General features: G+C 70.4%; 20 protein-coding genes and 1 tRNA gene. 3 read left to right on the top strand and 18 right to left on the bottom strand.

Features of this window, described 5'->3' with window-relative positions:
- Positions 1–2: 2 nt before the first annotated feature.
- Together BMZ92_RS13665 and BMZ92_RS13660 are read right to left on the bottom strand one after the other, a co-directional pair.
- On the bottom strand, positions 3–344 hold the full coding sequence (locus BMZ92_RS13665; protein ID WP_091506929.1) for a DUF952 domain-containing protein: 342 nt from the start codon (positions 342–344) through the stop codon (positions 3–5).
- Complete coding sequence (locus BMZ92_RS13660) at positions 341–1,201, bottom strand: DUF5926 family protein (protein ID WP_091506927.1); 861 nt, start codon at positions 1,199–1,201, stop codon at positions 341–343. Before BMZ92_RS13660 ends, BMZ92_RS13665 begins: the two co-directional genes overlap by 4 nt.
- Positions 1,202–1,266: 65 nt before the next feature.
- Between BMZ92_RS13660 and BMZ92_RS13655 the strand changes: the two genes are divergently transcribed.
- Entirely contained in the window at positions 1,267–2,421 is a 1,155-nt protein-coding gene (locus tag BMZ92_RS13655; protein WP_091506924.1) for a cytochrome P450, read from the top strand.
- On the opposite strand, the gene BMZ92_RS13650 is transcribed toward BMZ92_RS13655, so the two are convergent.
- From BMZ92_RS13650 to BMZ92_RS13595, 12 genes are all read right to left on the bottom strand, one after another.
- Complete coding sequence (locus BMZ92_RS13650) at positions 2,413–3,324, bottom strand: DUF4328 domain-containing protein (protein WP_091506921.1); 912 nt, start codon at positions 3,322–3,324, stop codon at positions 2,413–2,415. The two genes, BMZ92_RS13655 and BMZ92_RS13650, sit on opposite strands and share 9 nt — an antisense overlap.
- 7 nt (positions 3,325–3,331) lie before the next feature.
- Positions 3,332–3,682, bottom strand: coding sequence for a rhodanese-like domain-containing protein (locus tag BMZ92_RS13645; RefSeq protein WP_177228686.1), 351 nt, complete (start codon positions 3,680–3,682; stop codon positions 3,332–3,334).
- Between the two features lie 56 nt (positions 3,683–3,738).
- Complete coding sequence (locus BMZ92_RS13640) at positions 3,739–5,355, bottom strand: solute symporter family protein (protein ID WP_091506917.1); 1,617 nt, start codon at positions 5,353–5,355, stop codon at positions 3,739–3,741.
- Positions 5,352–5,726, bottom strand: a complete 375-nt coding sequence (locus tag BMZ92_RS13635) for a DUF485 domain-containing protein (protein ID WP_091506914.1) — start codon at positions 5,724–5,726, stop codon at positions 5,352–5,354. The genes BMZ92_RS13640 and BMZ92_RS13635 overlap by 4 nt, the downstream gene beginning before the upstream one ends.
- A 250-nt stretch (positions 5,727–5,976) precedes the next feature.
- Positions 5,977–7,758, bottom strand: coding sequence for a sodium/solute symporter (locus BMZ92_RS13630; RefSeq protein WP_091506912.1), 1,782 nt, complete (start codon positions 7,756–7,758; stop codon positions 5,977–5,979).
- A 19-nt stretch (positions 7,759–7,777) separates the two neighbouring features.
- Entirely contained in the window at positions 7,778–8,284 is a 507-nt protein-coding gene (locus BMZ92_RS13625) for a hypothetical protein (protein ID WP_091506910.1), read from the bottom strand.
- Positions 8,281–9,108 carry a LytR/AlgR family response regulator transcription factor gene (locus BMZ92_RS13620; RefSeq protein WP_091506907.1) on the bottom strand — a complete coding sequence of 276 codons (828 nt, stop codon included), beginning with the start codon at positions 9,106–9,108 and terminating at the stop codon, positions 8,281–8,283. Before BMZ92_RS13620 ends, BMZ92_RS13625 begins: the two co-directional genes overlap by 4 nt.
- A gap of 48 nt (positions 9,109–9,156) precedes the next feature.
- Positions 9,157–9,996: a S49 family peptidase gene (locus BMZ92_RS13615; RefSeq protein ID WP_091507096.1), complete on the bottom strand. Its 840-nt coding sequence runs from the start codon at positions 9,994–9,996 to the stop codon at positions 9,157–9,159.
- 12 nt (positions 9,997–10,008) lie between these two features.
- On the bottom strand, positions 10,009–11,283 hold the full coding sequence (locus tag BMZ92_RS13610) for a GAF domain-containing sensor histidine kinase (RefSeq protein ID WP_091506906.1): 1,275 nt from the start codon (positions 11,281–11,283) through the stop codon (positions 10,009–10,011).
- Between the two features lie 165 nt (positions 11,284–11,448).
- A complete protein-coding gene (locus BMZ92_RS13605; RefSeq protein ID WP_091506903.1) occupies positions 11,449–12,300 on the bottom strand; it encodes an Fpg/Nei family DNA glycosylase in 852 nt (283 codons plus the stop codon).
- 3 nt (positions 12,301–12,303) lie between these two features.
- The gene (locus tag BMZ92_RS13600; RefSeq protein ID WP_091506900.1) at positions 12,304–12,744 is read right to left on the bottom strand and encodes a DUF983 domain-containing protein; all 441 of its coding nucleotides are present in this window, start codon (positions 12,742–12,744) and stop codon (positions 12,304–12,306) included.
- Positions 12,745–12,827: 83 nt separating this feature from the next.
- The gene (locus BMZ92_RS13595; RefSeq protein WP_091506899.1) at positions 12,828–14,333 is read right to left on the bottom strand and encodes a sigma-70 family RNA polymerase sigma factor; all 1,506 of its coding nucleotides are present in this window, start codon (positions 14,331–14,333) and stop codon (positions 12,828–12,830) included.
- 184 nt (positions 14,334–14,517) lie between these two features.
- On the opposite strand from BMZ92_RS13595, the gene BMZ92_RS13590 reads away from it, so the two are divergent.
- Positions 14,518–14,590: transfer RNA gene (locus tag BMZ92_RS13590), tRNA-Gly, on the top strand.
- 215 nt (positions 14,591–14,805) lie between these two features.
- On the opposite strand, the gene BMZ92_RS13585 is transcribed toward BMZ92_RS13590, so the two are convergent.
- On the bottom strand, positions 14,806–17,142 hold the full coding sequence (locus tag BMZ92_RS13585; protein ID WP_177228675.1) for a translocation/assembly module TamB domain-containing protein: 2,337 nt from the start codon (positions 17,140–17,142) through the stop codon (positions 14,806–14,808).
- Between the two features lie 102 nt (positions 17,143–17,244).
- On the opposite strand from BMZ92_RS13585, the gene BMZ92_RS13580 reads away from it, so the two are divergent.
- Positions 17,245–18,252, top strand: coding sequence for a hypothetical protein (locus BMZ92_RS13580; RefSeq protein ID WP_091506897.1), 1,008 nt, complete (start codon positions 17,245–17,247; stop codon positions 18,250–18,252).
- Here BMZ92_RS13580 and BMZ92_RS13575 read toward each other — a convergent pair.
- From BMZ92_RS13575 to BMZ92_RS13565, 3 genes are read right to left on the bottom strand one after another with little or no spacing between them, the layout of a single operon-like run.
- Positions 18,236–19,009 (bottom strand): amino acid ABC transporter ATP-binding protein, encoded by a 774-nt coding sequence (locus BMZ92_RS13575; protein WP_091506895.1) that lies wholly within the window; start codon positions 19,007–19,009, stop codon positions 18,236–18,238. The genes BMZ92_RS13580 and BMZ92_RS13575 overlap by 17 nt on opposite strands.
- Positions 19,006–19,938 carry an amino acid ABC transporter permease gene (locus BMZ92_RS13570; RefSeq protein ID WP_091506892.1) on the bottom strand — a complete coding sequence of 311 codons (933 nt, stop codon included), beginning with the start codon at positions 19,936–19,938 and terminating at the stop codon, positions 19,006–19,008. Before BMZ92_RS13570 ends, BMZ92_RS13575 begins: the two co-directional genes overlap by 4 nt.
- 4 nt (positions 19,939–19,942) lie before the next feature.
- A complete protein-coding gene (locus BMZ92_RS13565; RefSeq protein WP_245783036.1) occupies positions 19,943–20,872 on the bottom strand; it encodes an ABC transporter substrate-binding protein in 930 nt (309 codons plus the stop codon).
- Between the last annotated feature and the right edge of the window lie 118 nt (positions 20,873–20,990).

Below are 20,990 nucleotides of genomic sequence, written 5' to 3'. Positions count from 1 at the left end.
CGCTACCGCCGGGCGATCGCGTCGGGCAGCCGGAACGTGCCGTCGGGTCCGGGCGGGAAGGGGTGGACGGCGACGACGGCCTCGGGCCGGATCGGCCCGTAGACGTGCGGGAACCAGATGCCCGCCGGGTGCCGAGGGAGGCCTTCCTCCCAGCGCAGTGGCACGCCGAGCCGGGCCGGGTCGATCTCCAGCAGCACCAGGTCCGTGCGCCCGGCGTAGAGGGCGTTCGCGGGCAGGTGCGCGGTGCCGGGGTCGGAGCAGTGCACGAAGCCCACTTCGTCGAGGGAGGACGGGCGGTACTCCTCGCCCGTCCAGTCCGCTCGCGGGCAGATGTGCAGGATCACCGGATGGTGAGCTGGCGGCCGATCAGCCCGTCGCGCGCACGGCGCTCGGCGGCGTTGAGCGGCTCGGAGTCGAGCGAGGCGAGCGCCTCCTCCAGCCGGACGCCGAGCTGCTTCGCCGGCTCGGCCCACTCGCGGGCGTGCGCCTCGGGGTCGAGGTCCCACACCGGGACCAGCAGGCCGTGGGCGCGGAAGGAACCGGCGTAGCGGGAGCCGTCGCCGAGGTTCAGCTCACCGGCCGCCGACAGCCGCGCAAGCGCTTGCAGCAGGGCGTTCTCCGGCTCGGGGCGGACCCAGCGCAGGTGCGCCTTCTCACCGGCGAGCACCCAGTACGAGCCGGCGCCGAGGCGTTCGGTGGGCATGATCGCCTCGTTCGCGCGGTCCAGCGAGAGCTTCACGTCGCCCTCGGCCTCGGTGTCCTCGGGCAGCCACCAGTCGAAGTTGTCGTGGAGGGTGACGTCCAGCTCGGCGTCGGTCACGAGGAGGTCCTGCAGCCGCTCCCCCTCGGCGGGGGCGGAGGTGGTGTCCGGCACGCTCAGCACGTCGCCGGGCTTGGCGTCCAGGGCCCACTTCAGCGAGCGGCCGAGGTCGCGGCTGATGTCGGAGGAGCGGGTCTGCACCTGCAGCCCGACGAACACGCGCTCGTCGGTGCGGACGAACGCGGCCGCGGCACCGGGCAGCACGGTGGCGAGGGTGACCTCGCGGTCCCCGTCCTTGAGGGGCAGCTTCGCGGTGGCCGACGGGACGAACTCCCGCAGCGCGATCAGTTCCGGTTCGAAGGCCAGCCCCTCGAACGGCTGCGCGACGAACACGTCGCGCACCTTCGGCGCCTTGTTCTTCTTCCGCGCGGCCTTGCCCATCGGTGCCTCCTCAGACAGCTCGGCCGCAGACGCTACCGAAGCCACTATCGAGTTACTGTCGGTGGGTGTTCGATCCCAAGGACCCCGACTTCCTCGCAGATCCGTACCCCGAGTTCGCCCGGCTGCGGGCCGACGGCGAGGTGCACCGGCACGAAGGGCTGGGGCTGGCCATCGCCGTGTCGCACGCCGCCGCGTCGGCCGTGCTGCGGCACCGCTCGCTCGGCCGGATCTGGACCGACGCGCAGCCCGCCGAGCAGTTCGTGTCGTTCAACCTGCTGCACCGCAACTCCCTGCTGGAGAACGAACCGCCCGTCCACACGCGACTGCGCCGCTCGATCTCCTCGGCGTTCGGCCGCGGGCACGTCGAACGCCTGCGGCCCACCGTGGGCAAGCTCGCCCGGCAGCTGGTCGGGGAGCTGGCCGAACGAGGCGAGGGTGACCTGCTCGAACACCTCGCGCAGCCGCTGCCGGTCGCGGTGATCGCGGAGCTGCTCGCGGTGCCCGAGGCGGACCGCCCGAAGCTCGTGCCGTGGTCGAACGCGATCGTGAAGATGTACGAGTACGGGCTGCCGCCGGAGGGCCAGCGCGCCGCGGAGCAGGCCGCGGGTGAGTTCGTGGCCTACCTGCGGGCGCTCGCCGAGGAGCGCCGCCGCGAGCCGGGGAACGACCTGGTCAGCGACCTCCTGCAGAGCGAACTCAGTGAGGACGAGGTCGTCGCCACCGCGGTGCTGCTGCTGATGGCCGGGCACGAGGCGACGGTGAACGTCATCGGCAACGGCGTGTGGGCCCTGCTGCGGAACCCCGACCAGTGGCGTCGCCTGCGTGAGGACCCGTCGCTGCTGGACACCGCGGTCGAGGAGCTCATCCGCTACGACTCGCCGCTGCAGCTGTTCGAACGCACCGCCACCGAGGACGTCGAGATCGCCGGGTTCCGCGTCGCGAAGGGCGAGAAGATCGCCGCGTTGCTGGGCGCCGCCGCGCGTGACCCGGAGGTGTTCGCCGAACCCGACCGGCTCGACCTCGGCCGCACCCCGAACCAGCACCTCGGCTTCGGCGCGGGCATCCACTACTGCATCGGCGCGCCGCTCGCCCGCATCGAAATCGGGGCCGCACTCGCCGCGCTCACCGAACTGACGCCGGAACTCCACCTGACGGCCGAACCGGAGCGGCGGCCGGAGTTCGTCATCCGCGGCCTGCGGACGCTGCCGGTCTCAGCGTGACGTCGTCGGGCGCACCGGCCGCAGTGCGGGCGCCGGTGCGCCCTTGACCTCCACGACGCGCCGCAGCCGCAGCTTGTCGACGGAGATGGGTGCGAGCAGGCTCGTCACCCGGTGCACGACGAGCGCCGTCAGCACCGCCAGCAACGCCGCCGACAGGTCGAGCAGCCCGCTGAGGAACACCCCGTCGGCCTGCGCCTGCACGCCGTCGCGGAACCGCCAGACGATCACCAGCACCATCAGCACGGCGTCGAGCAGCCAGGCCGCCCACCACGCCAGCACGAGCCGGGACGGACGGGGCCGTTCGCCGACAGGGCGGCGCAGCACGGCGTGCTCCAGCTCGGCGAGCACCGAGCCGGCGAGCACGAGGTTGAGCCCCGGCACGAGCGTGCCGAGCAGCACCTGACGCGCCGGGCGGGGCGGCTCGTGGCCGTTCTCGTCGGCCGCCGCCTGCCGGGCGACGAGCAGCCACCACACCACCGACGCGATCGCCAGCAGTCCGAACACGACGGACAGCAGCGAGGAGATGATCTCCAGCGCGTCCGACATCGCCACCACGTCGCTGTGCAGCGCGGAGTCGCGGCTGATCACCAGCAGCGCGTACCGCCAGAACTCCGCGATCGCCCCGAGCAGGGTCAGGCCCGCGAGGAACCACAGGACGGTGATCGCGTTGCGGGACAGCACCCGCACGCGCTCCACGGGACGCGGGTAGCCGGACGGCGTGCCGGGCACGGCCGTCGGCTCACGCCACGTCAGGTTCGGGAAACCCCAGCGCGGCGGTACCGGGTACCGGGGCGGCCCGGTGTAGCGCTCGACCGGGCGGACGGGCCGCGGCGGCAGCGCACCGGGCGGCGGTGAGGCGACCCACCGCACGCGCGGCCGGAAGTGGTAGCGACCGGGCTGCATAGGGGTTTCAGAGGATCTCCGGCGGCACGTCGCCGTGCTCACCGACGACGGGCCTGCCCTCGGCGTGCCAGGACTTCATGCCGCCGGCGACGTTCACCGCGTCCCAGCCGCTGGCGTTGAGCCACGCGGTCGCGCGGGCGGAGCGGCCACCGGAGCGGCAGACGACGTAGAGCGGCTGGTCGTCGGGCAGCTTCGACAGCTCCTCGACGCGGGCGGGCAGCTCGCCCAGCGGGATGTGGATCGCGCCGGGCGCGTGCCCGGCGCGCCACTCGTCGTCCTCCCGCACGTCGATCAGGGTGATGCCCTCGGCGGGGAGTTCGGAGACGGAGGCGGTGGGAAGCTCAGCCGGATTCACCAGGCCAGTTTCCCACGCGCCTCCATCAGGTGCACGTGAGCTGTCCCCTCAGGACAGGCTCAGTGGGCGGACGCCTTTTCGGCGTGGGCGCCGGTGAGCGACCGCACCTCCATCTCGGCGTACTTGTCGTCGTTCGTCTCCTTCGACAGGACCGTGCCGAGCCAGCCGAGGAAGAACGACACCGGGATGGACACCAGGCCCGGGTTGGACAGCGGGAACCAGTCGAAGTCCGCGCCCTTGATCATGGACGTGGACGTGCCGGACACCGCGGGCGAGAAGACGATCAGCACGATGGTGACGACCAGGCCGCCGTACATGCTGAACAACGCGCCGCGCGTGTTGAACCGCTTCCAGAACAGCGAGTAGAGCAGCGTCGGCAGGTTCGCCGAGGCCGCCACCGCGAAGGCCAGCGCGACGAGGAACGCCACGTTCTGGCTCTTCGCGAGGATGCCGCCGACGATCGCGACCGCGCCGATCACCAGCGCGGTGATCCTCGCGACGCGCACCTCCGCGTTCTTGCTGTCCACCTTGCCCTTCTTGATCACGTTGGCGTACACGTCGTGGGCGAACGACGCCGACGCGGTGATCGTGAGGCCGGCGACCACGGCGAGGATCGTCGCGAACGCCACCGCGGCGATGAACCCGAGCAGCACCGGCCCGCCCAGTTCGAGCGCGAGCAGCGGGGCGGCGGAGTTCGTCGTGCCGGGCGCCTTGCTGATCTTGTCCGCGCCCACCAGCGCACCGGCGCCGTAGCCCAGCACCAGGGTGAACAGGTAGAACACGCCGATCAGCACGATCGCCCACACCACGGACTTGCGGGCGTCCCTCGCGGTGGGCACCGTGTAGAAGCGCATCAGCACGTGCGGCAGACCCGCGGTGCCGAGCACGAGCGCGATGCCCAGTGACAGGAAGTCCAGCTTGGTCGTGCCGGTCTTGCCGTACTGCTTGCCCGGCCCGAGCAGCGCCTCACCCTTCGCGCCGCCGCCCGCGCGGTCGACCGCGTGCTGCAGCAGGCTGGAGAAGTTGAAGCCGTACTTGCCGAGCACCCACAGCGTCATCGCGAGCGCGCCGACGATCAGCAGCGCGGCCTTGATGATCTGCACCCACGTGGTGCCCTTCATACCGCCGATCAGCACGTACAGCACCATGATCACGCCGACGACGGCGATGACGATGTCCTGCCCCACGTCGCCGGACACACCCAGCAGCAGGTTCACCAGGCCACCGGCACCCGTCATCTGCGCCAGCAGGTAGAAGAACGACACGATCAGCGTCGACACCGCGGCCGCCGCGCGCACCGGGCGCTGCTTCATCCGGAACGCGAGCACGTCGCCCATCGTGAACTTGCCGGTGTTGCGGAGCAGCTCCGCGACCAGCAGCAGGGCGACCAGCCACGCGACGAGGAAGCCGATCGAGTAGAGGAACCCGTCGTACCCGTTGACCGCGATCGCGCCGGCGATGCCGAGGAAGGACGCCGCCGACAGGTAGTCGCCGGAGATCGCGATGCCGTTCTGCGGGCCGGTGAAGGCGCGGCCCGCCGCGTAGTAGTCGGACGCCGTCTTCGTGTTGCGGCTGGCCCAGAACACGATGACCAGCGTGATCGCGACGAAGATCGCGAAAATGATGATGTTGAGCGTCGGGTTGCTGCCCTCGACGCCCGCCGCCAGGGTCTTCACTCGGCGTCTCCTTCGACCGTCTCGATCTTCTCGCCCTCGACCTCGCCGCGGATCCTGTCGGCGACCGGGTCGAGCTTCCGGTTGGCGTACCGGACGTAAAGGGCGGTGATGACGAACGTGGACACGAACTGCAGCAGGCCGATCAGCAGGCCGACGTTGAAGTTCCCGGCGATCTTGGTCGCCATGAACTTCGGTGCGTAGTCAGCGAGCAGGACGTAAAGCAGGTACCACGCCAGAAAGAGGACCGTCATCGGGAAGACGAAGGTGCGGAGCCGGCGTCGCAGCTGCGCGAAGTCCGGGCTCTCCTGCACCTGCTTCCAGTCGCTGCCCGGGCCCGTCCCTTCGTCCAGGCCCTGGTCGGTGGTGCTCACGGGACAACCTCACTCTCCATGATCTCTACCTCTTCCGGTCGATGGCTGCGGTAGATCTTGCCCTTAATGGCCAGATAAGTTGTTAATCCTTTCGAGTGAATGAGATTACTAACAGTAGAGCAATCTTTGGCCTACTTCTGGCAAAGATGTCCGATTCGAAACCTGGTCAGGAGTACCTCGTTCCAAGGTCTCCCTTACGGAGAGCAAAGGAACCGCCAAAAGGGTGAACGTACGCGCAGTGGAATTACGCCTACTTGCGGTGTCGGCCCCGGCCGGCCCGGTGGCGGCTTTCGACCTGGCCGAACCGGGCCACCGCGCGGTCCCGCATGAAGCCCAGCGGATCGGGCGCGTGCAGCCGCAGCATCACGGCGTTGACGTCGGCGGGTCTGCCCGATCGGGTCGCCAGGCTGACGATGATCGTCACCGCGAACGCGAGCGGCACGGTGACGAGCGCGGGCTGGTTCGCCAGCCACGGCGCCCAGCCGCCGGTGTAGCGGCTCACGGTGTTGACCACCAGCAGACCGAGCACGAGCCCGCCGCCGACGATCATCCCCGCCATCGCGCCGGGCCAGGTCAGCTTGCGCCACCAGATGCCGAGCACCAGCAGCGGCGAGAACGTCGACGCGGCGAGCGCGAAGGACATGCCGACGCTGAGCGACAGGTCGGTGGAGCGCATCATCAGCGCGAGCCCGGCGGGCGCGACGCTGACGAGCGCGGCGGCCCAGCGGAAGTCGCGCACGCGGCCTTTGAACAGGTCGGTCGAGACGACCCCGGCGATGCTCACCAGCAGCCCCGACGAGGTCGAGATGAAGGCCGCGAACGCCCCGGCCATCACCACGCCGGTGAGGAGGTCGCCGGTGAACCCGGGCACGACGGCGTTCGGCAGGCGCAGCACCGCCGCGTCGGTCTGCCCCGTCACCAGCAGCTGCGGCACGTACATCCGCGACATCGCGCCGAGCAGCGTCGGGAACAGGTAGAACAGCCCGAGCAGCAGCAGCACGTGCACCGCCGTGCGGCGGGCCGCCTTGCCGTCGGGGTTGGTGTAGAAGCGGACCAGCACGTGTGGCAGGCCCATCGTGCCGAGGAACGTCGCGAGCAGCAGCGAGTACGTCTGCAGCAGGTCCGACACCCCGTCGCCGCCGGGCCGCAGCCAGTCGGCGTTGCTCGCGACGGCGTCGGAAACCGTCGGCACGGGGGTTCCGGCGGCGAACCGCAGCTGGCTGCCCTTCGCGACCTGCTCGGTCGCGCCCTTGGCCCACACCACCATGCGTTCGTCGGTCTGGCCGGGCAGGCGCACCTGCACCGGGGTCACCGTGTTCACGCGGAGCCGGACGTCGGTCTCGATCTTGACCGTGGTGTCGGCGGCGAACGTCGGCGGCGCGGGCGAGCCGAGCGAACCGGCGGGACCGCTGTGCCCGCCGGCGACGAACACCGCGCACAGCACGAACGCGGGCACGGCGAGCGCGAAGAGTTTGAGCCAGTACTGGAAGGCCTGGACCACCGTGACGGCGCGCATGCCGCCGGCGAGCACGTTGACCAGCACCAGCACCATCACCGTCAGCGCGCCGACCCACCACGGCACCGGCAGCACGGTGCCCAGGGCGAGGCCGGCGCCCTGCAGCTGCGGCACGAGGTACAGGATGCCGATCACGACCACGAAAACCGTGGCACAGCGGCGAAGCACGACCGAACCGAGCCGCGCTTCGAGGAAGTCCGGCAGCGTGTACGCACCGGACCGGCGCAGCGGCGCGGCGACGAACAGCATCAGGGCGAGGTACCCGGCGGTGAAACCGATGGGGTACCACAGCCCGTCGGCGCCGTCCTTGAGCACGATCCCCGCGACGCCGAGGAAGGACGCGGCGGACAGGTACTCGCCGGAGATCGCGGCGGCGTTGCGGCGCGAGCGCACGGTCCGCCGGGCGACGAGGAAGTCGTGGGTGGAACTGGCGAACCGCGACGAGCGATGACCGAGGTAGAAGGTCATCGCGGCGACCAGCACGATGCCGGCGATCGCCCAGAGGTTCAGCTCCACGGCGAACAGTTTGGCACTGTCAGTTTTCGATCATGTCGACGAAGTCGCGTTCGTGGCGTTCGGCGAGCCTGTTGTACGTCAACCCGGCCAGCAGGAGCAGGGGAAACGGCAGGATCGCCAGCAGCAGCCACGCCAGGGGAACGCCGATCACGCGCAGGCCCGCGAAAGCCGGCGACAGGTAGAACGCCAGCGGCAACCCGCCGAGGACCAGCACCACGAGCGCGGTCAGCACGAGCCCGGCGCGCAGCTGGCGCTTCACCAGGTCGTCCACCAGGAGCGTGCCCCAGCTGGTCTGCTCCTCCAGCTCGACCCTGGCGCGCAGGGTCGGCGTCGAGCGCGAACGGGGGTCGGCGAGCACGACCCGTTGGCGCTTGGGCGGTTTCGCCGGGGGCTCGGGCTTCGGCTCGACCGGCGCGGGCGGGACGCGTTCCACCCTGGCGGGTTCGTGGTGGACGTAGTTCTTGCCGAGGGTGGGATCCGGTTCGCGCACCCCGTCCACCCGCCGGTAGAAGTCGTCGCCGCTCATCGCCCGGTCAGACGGTCCTTGAGCTCACGCGTGTGCCGCCGGGACACGGGCAGGAGCTTCTCCTCGTTGCCGATCACGACCTGGTACCCGCCCTGCCCCATGCGCAGCTCGGTGATCAGGTTCAGCGCGACCAGGAACGACCGGTGGATGCGGACGAACCCCGCCTTCTCCCAGCGTTCCTCCAGCTGCGTGAGTGGGATGCGCACGAGGTGGCTGTTGCCGTCTGTGGTGAACAGGCGCGCGTAGTCGCCCTGCGCCTCGACCCACCGCACCGTCGAGCGCGGCACCAGCTTCGTGGTGCCGGCCAGCTCGACCGGGATCACCTCGTCGTCGTCCGGTTTCGCGGGCGCCGCCGCGGCCGGGTGCCCGCCGGGGGCCGGCACCGCGCGGAGCTTCTCCAGCACCCGCTCCACCGCCCGGTCGAGCCGGTTCTGGTTGCACGGCTTGAGCAGGTAGTCCACCGCACCGAGGTCGAACGCGTTGACGGCCTCCGAGGCGTGCCCGGTGACGAAGACCAGCACGGGCGCGGGGTTCAGCGCCGAGAACACGCGTGCCATCTCCATCCCGGACAGGCCGGGCATCTGCAGGTCGGCGAACACCGCGTCGATCGGGGGCAGGCCGCGCTCCTTGCGCTGCCGCAGCTCCTCGTCGTCGGAAGCCAGCAACCGCAGCGCCTCCGCCGCGTCGACGGCTGCGAACACGCGCCCGATGTGCGGATTCGCCTGCAGGCTCTCGACGAGGAGGCTCAGCCCGTGGGGTTCGTCGTCCACGGCGAGCACGACCAATCGCCGGGTTTCGTTATGCGCACTCACAGTGGTTCGCATCCTGCCCAGTGCGAGCGCCGCTGTCCATACCGCGCACGGGCGAACGCATTACAACCCGTAGCGGCTCCACAGCACTTTCTGTGTAACCGCTTCCAGCAGCGCGGCCGCCGGGGCGCCGACGCCGAGCCGCGCGAGCAACGGCTTCTTCGGCTCCGCGACCCGGATCTCCGCGCCGGGGAAGCGTTCCTCGACGACCTCACGCAGGTTGCCCACGCCGTCGACCAGGCCCAGTTCCTTCGCCTTCTCGCCGAGCCAGACGTCGCCCGTGAACAGGTCCTCGTCGTCCGACAACCGCTTGCCGCGGCGCTCCTTCACCCAGCCGACGAACAGCTCGTGCAGCTGGGAGTGCATCTTCTTCAGCCACTCGACGTCCTCGGGCTTCTCGGGGCTGAACGGGTCGAGCCTCGACTTGTTCTCCCCCGCCGTGTGCAGCCGCCGCTCGATCCCGAACCGCTCCAGCAGTCCCGTGAAACCGAACCCGCCGCTGATCACGCCGATCGAGCCGACCAGCGAGGTGCGGTGCGCGTAGATCTCGTCGGCCGCGCACGCCAGCCAGTACCCGCCCGACGCGGCCACGTCCTCGCAGAACGCCAGCACCGGGACGTCCGGCTTCTTCGCGGCGAGCTGCCGGATGCGCTCGGCAACGAGGCCGGACTGCGTCGGCGCACCGCCGGGCGAGTTGATCAGCAGCGCGACGGCCTTGAGCCGGTCGTGGTCGAACGCCCTGGTGAGCGCGGACTCCACCGCGGCGAGGTTGATGCTGCCCCGCGCCAGCGGCGACGGGGTCGGCGTGATGACGCCGTGCAGCTTGACGACCGCGACCACGTCGGTGCGGTCGCCCCGGTCGATGCCGGGGATCCTGCTGGTCAGTTTCTCGGTCACACTCACCATGACGCCACGTTACGTGCCTTTTCTCGCGTGTGCAGGTGACCCGTTGCGGGTGGTCTGCGGGGGCACGTTCGCCGTGTAGTCAGGCAGTTCCGTGCGGACACCGGGGGCGAACTTCGGCACGCGCAGCGTCACCTTCATGCCCGCGCCCGGCGCCGTCTCGACCATCAGCGCGTACTCGTCGCCGAACAGCTGCCGCATGCGGGCGTTGATGTTGCCCAGCCCCACGTGCGCCCCCGTGCGGTGCGAGTTGCGCAGGTCCGCCAGCCGCGCCGGGTCCATGCCGATGCCGTCGTCCTCGACGCTGATCAGCGCCTCGGTGCCGTAGTCCTGCGCGGTCACCGTGACCATGCCGCCGCTGGGCTTGTTCGCGAGCCCGTGCTGCACCGCGTTCTCCACGAGCGGCTGGATGATCAGGAACGGCACGACGACCGACAGCACCTCGGGCGCGATCTTGAGCCGCACCTCCAGCCTGCCGCCGAACCGCGCGCGCTCGATCGTGAGGTAGCGGTCGATGTTGCGCAGCTCGTCGGCCAGCGAGGTGAACATGCCGGACGTGCGGAACGAGTACCGCGTGAAGTCCGCGAACTCCTGCAGCAGCTCCCGCGCCTCCTCGGGATCGGTGCGGATCAGCGAGGAGATCGTGTTGAGCGCGTTGTAGATGAAGTGCGGCGAGATCTGCGCGCGCAGCGCCTTGATCTCGGCCTGCTGGAGCTGGATCTTCGACTCGTCGAGCCGCGCCAGCTCGAACTGCGTGCACACGAACTGCGCGACCGCGTCGGCCATCTGCACGAGCTTCTTGCCCTTGGTGCGCCCGACGACGATCAGCACCGCCTCGATCTCGCCGTCGACGATCAGCGGGACGATCACGGCGGTCTTCATCTTGCACGTGCCGCGGTGGTCGCACGGCACGTCGTCGTGGGACACGACCTCGCGCCGGTGCTTGCGGATCGCCATGCTGATCGCGCCGGTGAGGTCGACGTAGTGGTCGTTGGCCTCGCCGTCCCACGACGCCAGCGTGCCCTCCGGGTCCGTGATGCCGACGGCGACGCACTTGAGCAGCTCGAGCAGCTGGGAGGTGATCCGGTCGGCGGCCGCCTGGTCGAAGCCCTCGCGCAGGTCGGGCGTGGCCTTCGACATGTGGTACACGGCCTCGAGCACCGCGTCGTCGACGAAACTGCCCGGCTTGCGGGAGCGGACCGCGAGGACGATGACGACGATCAGCAACAGGCCCGCGACGGTCCACGGGATGATCTGCGTGATCGGCAAGTCGGACACGGCGTCCATGCTCTGCGCTCGCTCGACCGGGTGCAAGGCTTCCAGCCCACTTTCTGTGTAGATACCAACACCCTGGGGTAACGGCGACCTTACCGCCAGCGAGAACGACGGCGTATCGGCCGACCGAGTGTCGCAATTAGACGTTGAAAGGGTGAAAAGCTCACTTACTGTGCGCTACTTCAGCAGCCGCGACATCCGCCGGTCCGCGAGCGGCTTGCCGCCGGTCTGGCACGTGGGGCAGTACTGGAAAGCCTTGTCCGCGAACGAGATCTCCCGCACGGTGTCCCCGCACACCGGGCACGGCAGTCCGGCCCTCGCGTGCACCCGCAGCCCAGAACGCTTCTCGCCCTTCAGCCGCGCGGCATCCTGCCCGACCGAACGCCGCACGGCGTCCGTCAGGACCTCCTGCATCGCGTCGTAAAGCCTGTCGAGCGATTCCTCGGACAGCTTGCCCGGCGTCGCGTACGGGGACAGCTTCGCCGCGTGCAGGATCTCGTCGGAGTACGCGTTGCCGATCCCGGCGATCAGCGACTGGTCGGTCAGCGCGTTCTTGAGCCGTTCCGTGCGCCCGGCGAGCAGCTCACCCAGCTTCTCCCGGGTCAGCTCCAGCGCGTCGGGCCCGAGCTTCGCGATGCTCGGCACGTCCTGCGGGTCCTGCACGACCCACACGGCGAGGCCCTTCTTCGTGCCCGCCTCGGTCAGGTCGAACCCCGGGCCTCCCAGGTGGACCCTCAGCGCCAGCGGCCCGCGCCCGGGCTTCGGCGGGGCCGGGGACAGCGAGTCCGACCAGCGCAGCCAGCCCGCGCGGGCCAGGTGGACGATCAGGTGCAGGCCGTCGCAGTCGAGATCGAGGTGCTTGCCGTGCCTGCCCGCGCCGGTCACCGTGCGGCCGTGCAGGTCCGTCCACGGCGGGGTCACGGTCTTGAGGACGCCGAAGGACGCCACGTCGACCCGGGTCACCGTGCGGCCGACCGCGTGCTCACGCAGGTGGTACGCGAGCGCCTCGACCTCGGGTAACTCGGGCATCGCTCACTCCATCGGATGCAGGGGGCCGTCGAAGTCCGGCAGGCCTTCGCGCTGGATGGTCTTGGCGACCTTCGCGACCTCGCCCCGCACGCGGAACATCCCGGTCACCACGCCGACCCACCGCTCCGGCGGGTGCTCGCCCAGCGGGTCCCCGTCGGTCTCGGCGACCAGGCCCCACGGCCGGTTCAGCACCCACCGCAGCGGGAAGAACAACGCGATCAGCAACAGGCCCCAGACCACCCAAGCCGGAACCACGACCCCGTCGGGTAGCCAGGCCACCAGGATAACCGCGAGCAGGAGGGTGACGGACAACATCGCGACGCCGGAGGCGGGGCTGCCAGCGACGTCGTGCTCGAAGTCCTCCACGGTCACGGGGCGGCGCCACTCCATCTGCGCCCGGACGATCCACTCCCGGCCGTCCGCGCCCTGCACCCGCCGGTTCATGTGTGTGGCCTCCCGGCACGCTCCGTCGTTCCTGAGCGGATCAACGGTAGCGTGCGGCGGCCCCGGTGCGCGAGGGACGCGACTCAAGATCCAGTGGTGGTACCCGACCCGGTGCTTTCCGGCGTGCCCGCGGTGTCCGACGTGTCCGACGTGGACGGGCCGTGCAGCCACCAGAAGAACAACCCCCGCGACCGGCCGTGCGGCGCGGGCTTGCCGTTCGACTCGGTGGACTTCACTTCGTTGTCCGGGGCGGTGTCCGCCCGGGAGTTGTAGGTCTGGTTCTTGTTCGGGTTGTTCGAGCCGTGGTTGCCCTTGCCCGGCTTGTCCTTGTCCTTGCCGTTGCCCTTGCCCTTGTCCGGGTCCGAGGACGGGAGGTCGTCACGCGCGTTCACCTGGTCCGGCGAGGACGACGTGCCGGTCTCGGCAGGGGGCTGCGCCTCCTGCACGGGCGGCTGCGTGGCCTGGCCGCCACCGGAGGTGCCGAGCACCGACCGGCCGGCGCCCACCACGGGCGGCGTCGCCGCCCCGGGCAGCCGCAGGGTCGCCTCGCCAGGGGGCACCGGCTCCTGCGGCGGCGAGCTGAGGAGCGAGGGCTCCGGCGCCGCGATCTTCAGCTCGACGCCGCTCGCCGGCAGGCTGATCGTCTGCGAGTGGTCGGGGTCGAGGATCGCTGGACCGACCGCGACGCCGACCACTCCGGCGGCGGCCGTGGAAGCCAGCGCCACCGTGATCTTCAGCTTCGACAGCACCAGGCCCTTGAGGGTCGCCAGCGCACCGCTGCCCGCCCCCGACGCGGCCACCGCGGCCACGGACGGCACCAGCAGCGCGATGACCCCGGCGTGCGCCCGCAGCGAAGAGCACACGTCCCGCAGTTCGGCGTGCATCGAGCGGCACGAGGCGCAGCCCAGCAGGTGGGTGCGGATCTTGGCCGCCTCGGACCCGGTGACGCTGCCCGCCGTGTACCCGCCCAGCTTCTCGATGACGCCGCGGCAGCCCACGTCGGACGTGCGGTTCATCGCCAGGTGCGCCTGCAGGTACGCCGCACGCAGCCCCTGGCGGGCGCGGCGGGCCAGCGCGGCCGTCGCGTTCGCGCTCAACCCGAAGTGCGGGGCGACGACCGCGGGCTGCTCACCCTCGACCTCCGTCTGCCACAGCACCGTGCGCCAGCGCTCCGGCAGGCTCGTGAACGCCGTCGCGATGAGGCTGTGCTCCGCCGTGCGGGCGTGCGCGTCCGCACCCGCCCCCGCGCGGACCGTCAGCTCGTCGTCCGTGACCGGGACGTCCCGGCGGGCACCGTGCCACTCCCACGACACCCGGCGCGCCACCGTCAGCAGGTAGGCGCGGATGTGGTCCCGCGGCCCCGCCCCGCGGCGCAGCGCCTGCAGCACCCGGAAGAACGTTTCGGCGGTGATGTCCTCCGCCTCCGAGGCGTCGCTGGCGATACCCCTCGCCAGCCTCCTGACCGCCGGCGAGTGCAGCTCGAACAACTCGCTGAAGGCGCGGTCCTCGCCTGCCCGGAGCCGACGCAGAAGAGCCTGCTCATCGGCCGATACCGTGCGTTGCTCCGGTACCGTCGCTTCCTCCGTCATCCGGCCAGGCACCTCCTCCCCGGGCGGGACTAACCCGTTCGGTTGAATGGAGACACCATACGGAGCGAAACGCTTGGCGTCACCCCTTGTACTCCGGGAGTGACAGAGTTACCTCCGACCGGGTGCCTGTAACGCCCTCCGACGGCAGGGTATAGAGTGTGCACCGCACCGGTTAACGGGGCGTGCGGACGTAGCGCAGCTGGTAGCGCATCACCTTGCCAAGGTGAGGGTCGCGGGTTCGAATCCCGTCGTCCGCTCAGTGGATGGGGTCCTTGTGCTCACGGAAAGCGTGAGCCGGGGCCCCTTCGCCATTTCATCGGGGGTCGAACCCCCGAACCCCCGCCAGGGAGGGCTTCGCCCCCCTGGACCCCCCGGGCTGTGGTTGCGTTGAGTGGGTTGTGGCGATTTGCGTTTTGCTGTGGTTGCGTTGAGTGGGGTTGTGGCCGTTTGTGGGGGGCTGGGTGTGGGGGGCTCATTTGCTGGGGGTGTCGCGGCGGATCATGCGGCCGGCGCCTGCCGCGACGGTCGTCGCGAGGACCCAGCCCGCCGCGACGAAACCGCTGCTCACCCACTTGTCCATGCCGTGCATGTACCAGCGGCCCTTGTTGCCGAAGTCCACGATCGGCACCAGCAGGTCCGCCGTGTACAGCACCGGGTTCCACTGGAGCCCCGTCTCCTGCTGGTCGATCGCGCACCTCGGCCCCGCCACCATGTAGCGCCCCGGGTCCGCCACGCACGGGTCGTCGCCCAGCCAGAAGTACAGGCTGCCCGCCACGAGCAGCCCCACGAGCCACCCCAGCGCCCGCACGGGCCGGTAGCCGTAGCCCACCATCCACCGCTGCAGCCAGCTCCACAGCCGCACCCCGGGCCCGAACACGCGGTAGCCCTGCGCGAGCGCCTCGTACCGGTACTGCTGCTTGCGGAACAACACCGTGTCCGCGTGCTCCTCGTTGCCGCTGCTGCGCAGCATGGCGGCGAGCTGGTCGTACGGGCCGGGGCGGTAGCCGTTCATCGCCGTGCGCAGCTGGTTGATGCGCTTCGCGACGGCACGGTCGTTCTTCATCCCGATCGGGCGGCGGAGCACGTCGTACCGGAAGTCCTCCAGCTCGATCCCGCCCTCGGCCGCCCAGAACAGGTCGTTGTCGTCGAGCGTGCGGCAGTGCGCGTGCCGCAGCAGCAACCTGCCACGGGGACGCGTGCCGGGGCTGAGCAACAGCTCGTCCGACGTCAGGTCGCTCGCGTCGAGCGCGATGTCGTGCCCCGGCAGCGACTCCAGCTCCGCGCCGGTCAGGTCGATGCGGCGGGCGGCGCTCGCGCCGTCCATGTTCACCCCGCCCGTCGCGCGGAAGTGCCGGTCGCGGGAGCGGGTGAGGCTGATGTTGCGGCCGACGCGGACCGTGCGCAGGTCCACCGAGTAACTGGTCTGCGGGCGCACCGTCGGGGCGGTGACGTGCGTGCCGTACAGCTCGATGCTGCCGCCGACCTCCGTGCCCTGCAGCCGCACCGTGCCCTCGACCGTCGCGTCCGTCAGGAGCAGGTTCCCCGCCACCTTCATGCGCCGCGCGGAGAACACGTCGCGGTCCGCGTGCTCCAGGTGCACGTTCGAGGCCAGCACGTTCCCGCCGACCCGCACGTCCGCCATCCGCAGCTGCCCAGACGGCACGCGCAGCGCCGTCGCCTCCAGGTCACCTTCGATTTCGCTGCCGTCGAGGTGCAACGCCCGGTCGTAGAACGGTTCGACGGCGCCACGCGGCACCTTCAGCCGGGCGCGGGCGAGCCGCAACGTGCCGCCGATCCGGGTGTTGATCATGCGCACGGTGCCCGTCGCCGACAACCCGTCGGACAGCTCGACGTTGCCCTCGACGCGCATCCGGTCGGCGACGAGCGCCGGCCACGGGTCCACGTACGGATCGCTGGAGTCCCACGCCTCCACGGCGATCGCCCCGCGCTGCGGGCTCGCGAGGTCCGCCGAGCGGAACACGATGTCCCCGTCCACGCGGGCACCGGGCAGCTGCAGCACCCCGCGCGCGGTGAACGGCTGGCGCTTGTCGGCCGCGCCGAAGTTGTCCACCTCGCACAGCAGGCTGCCGCCGATGTGCACGCCGTTCGCGTCGAGCGCGAAACCACCGGGGTTCCGGAGCGTGGCGCCGGAGAAGTTGACGTTACCGCCGGTGCGCATCCCCGGTACCCGCACTTCGCCGTCGGCGCGGAGCCGGTACGCCAGCAGCGCGCCGCTGATCTGCAGCCGGTCGGCCTGCAGCGCGCGGCCGTGCGAGGCGATGCGCGTGCGCGTCAGCACCAGCGAGCCCTCGATCACCGCGTCGGTCAGGTTGATCGCCGCGTCCGGCACGCCGCGTTCCCTCGTGTCCCCGCGCTGCACGGCCGTCTCGCCGTCCTCGGTACCGCCGGGAAATGGTTGCACCACACTGCGGATGAGCCGGACGTCGTTGCGGCTGCGCAGGTTCCGCGCCTTCAGCCCCGGCAGCCAGCAGCGGCGGAACACCAGGCCCAGCAGCTTCGCCTCACGCACGTCCGGCGCGTGCTCGAACCGGCAGTTCTCGAAGCGGAACAGGCAGTCGAGGTCGGCACCCCGCAGGTCCAGCCTGCCGGTGATGTAAGCGTTTTCCACGGGCACGATCGGCGCGTTGCTGGTCTGCTTGCGCCACCGCAGCAGGCTGCCGCTGCCCGGCTCGACGAGCGGCCGCAGCAGGTCCGCCGCGGCCACGTGGTAGCGGGTGTCGGGGACGCCCGCGAACGGGTCGAGCGGGGGTAGCTCGCGGTCCACCGGTCCCGGCTGCCCGTTCGCCATCCGCCCTCCCACTTCGCTCGGCGCACCGAAACCTTAGCCGCCCCGTTACTCCGGTAGGGCAGTTTCGCTGAGGTAGCAGCGTGACGCGGCTATCGTCGAGGGATGGAGGCCCTCGCGGAGCTCAGAGCGGTCACCGACGGGGTGACCTACGGCGAGCTGGCCGCCCTGCGACGTCGCCTGTGGGCCGACGAGGACGACGCGTACCGCTGGTTCGGCCAGTACCTGCCCGCGCCGGAACGGCGCAACGCGATCGAAGCCGGGTTCGAGGAACGCATCCGCGCCGCCCTCGCACGCCAGGGAGCGCTGCGGCGCTGGGCGCAGGAGCTGCGGGCCGAGATCGCGCCCGTGCTGCCGCTGGCCAGGCTGCTCGACCGGCAGCCGGCGCTGGACTACCCGGTCATCGCGCCGAACGTCTCGGCCTGGCGCGTGCTGGCCCGGTTCGGCGGCGTCTTCCAGGTCGACCACGGCTGGGCCGCGGTACCCGACCTCCCCACCGCCGTGGCCACCACCAGGGACGCGATCGCCGCGCTGGGCGAGGCGCTGCGGGCCGAGGCCCCGGCCGAGGTGTTCGCCCGGCGCGGGTTCTCGCTGACCGACGAGGAGCTGGTGGGCTGGCTCGCGCACTGCGGCTACCGCGTGACCGAGCACGAGCTGCACCAACCGCGGCGGACGCTGCACAGGGCGGTCGAACGGATCTCCCCCGGCAGGCGCACGACGCGCGGTCCCACCGCCACCGACCTCGTGGCCGAGCTGCTGGCCCAGGCGGGCAAGCCGCTGCACCTCGACGAGCTGCTGCGGCGCATGGACCGGTCGTACAGCCGGGGCCCGCTGTACAACCGCCTGAACGCCGACAGCCGCTTCGTCCGCGTCGCACCGAGCACGTTCGCACTGGAGTCCTGGCACATCGAGCCCTACGCCGAGCGGGGCGGGTCGAGCACCGAGAACGCGGTCCGGCTCATCGAGACCGAGGGCAGGCCGCTGCACCTCGACGAAATCCGCGCCAGGCTGACCCGCCCCATCACGCGCGAAGGTCTGCGCAACGCCCTCAACGCCACCGACCGGCTGGTCCGCGTGGCGCCGTCCACCTACGACGTCAGGCGTTCGGGCTGAGCACCCGCGACAGGAAGCCACGCGTCCGCTCGTGCTGCGGGTTCGCGATGACCTGCTCCGGCACGCCCTGCTCGACGACCACGCCGTCGTCCATGAACACGACCTTGTCCGCGACCTCGCGGGCGAACTGCATCTCGTGCGTCACCACGATCATCGTCATGCCGTCCGCCGCGAGCTGGCGCATCACGCCGAGCACGTCGCCGACGAGTTCCGGGTCCAGCGCCGAGGTCGGCTCGTCGAACAGCATCAGCTTCGGCCGCATCGCCAGCGCACGGGCGATCGCTACGCGCTGCTGCTGCCCACCGGACAACTGAGCCGGGTAGGCGCTTTCCTTGTCTCCCAGGCCCACCCGGTCCAGCAGTTCGCGGCCGCGCTCGCGGGCCTGCGCCTTGCTCTCGCCCCGGACCTGCACGGGCGCCTCGATGATGTTCTCCAGCGCCGTCATGTGCGGGAACAGGTTGAACCGCTGGAACACCATGCCGATGTCCCTGCGCTGCTCGGCGACCTCCTTGTCGCGCAGCTCGTACAGCTTCCCGCCGCGCTCGCGGTAGCCGACGAGCTGCCCGTTCACGTACAGCCGCCCGGCGTTGATCTTCTCCAGGTGGTTGATGCACCGCAGCAGCGTCGACTTGCCCGAGCCGGACGGGCCGATCAGGCAGGCCACCTCGCCCTGGCCGACCTCGAAGTCGATGCCCTTGAGCACCTCCAGGCGGCCGAACCGCTTGTGGATGCCCTGCGCCTGCACGACGGGCGTCACCGCTGCCCTCCCTGGTCCCGGTTGCCGAACCTGAAGCCGAGCATGCGGTTCGTCCACGTCTGGCGCTGGGCGTTCGCCCGGGTCGTGCCGCGCGCGAAGTACTTCTCGATCTGCATCTGGATCAACGTCAGCACCGAGGTCATGAACAGGTACCACAACGCGGCCACGATGAGCAGCGGCGGAATCTTGAAGTTCTGCGAGTAGATCTGCTGCGTCGCCACCATCAGCTCGAAGTAGCCGATGGTCACCACCAGCGACGTCGTCTTGAGCATCGCGATGGTCTCGTTGCCGGTCGGCGGGATGATCACGCGCATCGCCTGCGGCAGGATGATCCGCCGCAGGGTCTTCACGCGCGACAGGCCGAGCGCGGCCGCGGCTTCGAGCTGCCCCGCGTCCACGGACAGGATGCCGCCACGCACGATCTCCGCCATGTACGCCGCTTCGTTCAGGCCGAGCCCGAGCAGTGAGGCGGAGAACTGCGAGATGAGCGAGTTCGTGTCGGCGCTGACGAACTCGGGCCCGAACGGGATGCCGATCCCCAGCCGCGGGTAGAACAACGCGAGGTAGTTCCAGATGATCAGCTGGGTGATCAGCGGAGTGCCGCGGAACAGCCAGATGAAGGTGCCCGCAGCCCCTGCCGACAGCGGGTTCGGTGACATCCGCATCACCGCGAGCAGGATGCCGCCGACCACGCCGATGAGCATCGAGATCACCGTCAGGATCAGGGTGTTCTGCAGGCCCCGGAGCACCCGGTCGTTGAACAGGTAGTCCCCGACGACGTCCCACTGCATGTGCGCGTTGGTGACGACGCTGCGGATGACGATGAACGCCAGGAAGGCGATGATCACCCCGGCGATCCAGCGCCCGTAGTGGCGCACCGGGACCGCCCGGATCTCCTCCGGGCGGGTCGTCTCTTCGGTTGAGCTCATGGGATCAGCTGACGGCCGGGTTCAGTTCCGCCTTCTGGACCGCACCGGCGGTGTTGAGGCCCCACTTGGCGAGGATCTTGGCGTAGGTGCCGTCGTCGATGATGGCCTGCACGGCGCTCTGGACGGCCTTCGCGTAGTCGCCCTGGTCCTTCTTCAGCGCGATGCCGTAGGGCGCGCTGTCGTAGGGCTGGCCGACGACCTCGACGTTGCCGTCGGTCTGCTTGATCGCGTAGTCGACCACCGGCGAGTCGGCGAGCATGCCCTGGCTGCGCTTGGTCTGGACCTGCAGGTTCACGTCGGTCTGCGCCTGGAACTGCTGCATGTTGATGGCGGGCTTGCCCGCCTTCGTGCAGTCCTCGGAGCGCTTGGTCAGGTCGTCCACCTGCACGGTGCCCTGCTGGACGGCGATGTTCTTGCCGCACAGGTCGTCGAGGCTGATCTTGTCCGGGTTGCCCTTCGGCACCGCCAGCGAGGTGCCCGCGCTGTAGTAGGACACCATGTCGACGGTCTGCAGGCGCTCGGCGTTGATGGTGAACGACGACATCGCCATCTCGTACTGCCCCGAGCCGACGCCGGCGATGATGCCGGAGAACGCGGCGTTCTGGAACTCGGCGGTCAGGCCCAGCTTCTGGGCGATCGCGTTGCCGAGGTCGACGTCGAAACCGACGACCTTGCCGTTGTCGACGAACTCGTTGGGCGCGTAGCTCTGGTCCTGGCCGACGACGATCTTGCCGTCCGCGGCGATCGCGGCGGGCACCATCGCGGCGAGGGCGGCGTCCTTGGTCTCCGCTGGGATCTCCTGCGGGGCCGGCGCGCCGGCGCTGGGGGCGGTGCCGCCGGACCCGTTGCCACCCGCGCCGCACGCCAACGTCAGTCCCGCCAGCGCGAAGGCCGGCAGCAGGGCAAGTGCCTTGAAGGATGTTGCACGCGCCACGTTCGTCACTCCTAGTAGGTCATACCGTGCGAGTCCACGCATCCTGCCATCCGAATGGTCCCCTCCGCAGCACCAGGGAGGTCACGGCGTGATGTCGGCGACCTGGGCAATCGGGTGG

This window comes from Amycolatopsis sacchari, assembly GCF_900114035.1.
Taxonomy (GTDB): Bacteria; Actinomycetota; Actinomycetes; order Mycobacteriales; family Pseudonocardiaceae; genus Amycolatopsis_E; species Amycolatopsis_E sacchari.
This window is presented reverse-complemented; position numbering and strand designations above follow the sequence as displayed.

Excerpts from the sequence above, each read along its gene's own strand:
- BMZ92_RS13610 (WP_091506906.1), bottom strand. The coding sequence starts at position 11,283 with ATGGACGCCGTGTCCGACTTGCCGATCACGCAGATCATCCCGTGGACC.
- BMZ92_RS13600 (WP_091506900.1), bottom strand. The coding sequence starts at position 12,744 with ATGAACCGGCGGGTGCAGGGCGCGGACGGCCGGGAGTGGATCGTCCGG.
- BMZ92_RS13620 (WP_091506907.1), bottom strand. The coding sequence starts at position 9,108 with ATGCGAACCACTGTGAGTGCGCATAACGAAACCCGGCGATTGGTCGTG.
- BMZ92_RS13605 (WP_091506903.1), bottom strand. The coding sequence starts at position 12,300 with ATGCCCGAGTTACCCGAGGTCGAGGCGCTCGCGTACCACCTGCGTGAG.
- BMZ92_RS13625 (WP_091506910.1), bottom strand. The coding sequence starts at position 8,284 with ATGAGCGGCGACGACTTCTACCGGCGGGTGGACGGGGTGCGCGAACCG.
- BMZ92_RS13595 (WP_091506899.1), bottom strand. The coding sequence starts at position 14,333 with ATGACGGAGGAAGCGACGGTACCGGAGCAACGCACGGTATCGGCCGAT.
- BMZ92_RS13660 (WP_091506927.1), bottom strand. The coding sequence starts at position 1,201 with ATGGGCAAGGCCGCGCGGAAGAAGAACAAGGCGCCGAAGGTGCGCGAC.
- BMZ92_RS13585 (WP_177228675.1), bottom strand. The coding sequence starts at position 17,142 with ATGGCGAACGGGCAGCCGGGACCGGTGGACCGCGAGCTACCCCCGCTC.
- BMZ92_RS13570 (WP_091506892.1), bottom strand. The coding sequence starts at position 19,938 with ATGAGCTCAACCGAAGAGACGACCCGCCCGGAGGAGATCCGGGCGGTC.
- BMZ92_RS13650 (WP_091506921.1), bottom strand. The coding sequence starts at position 3,324 with ATGCAGCCCGGTCGCTACCACTTCCGGCCGCGCGTGCGGTGGGTCGCC.
- BMZ92_RS13580 (WP_091506897.1), top strand. The coding sequence starts at position 17,245 with ATGGAGGCCCTCGCGGAGCTCAGAGCGGTCACCGACGGGGTGACCTAC.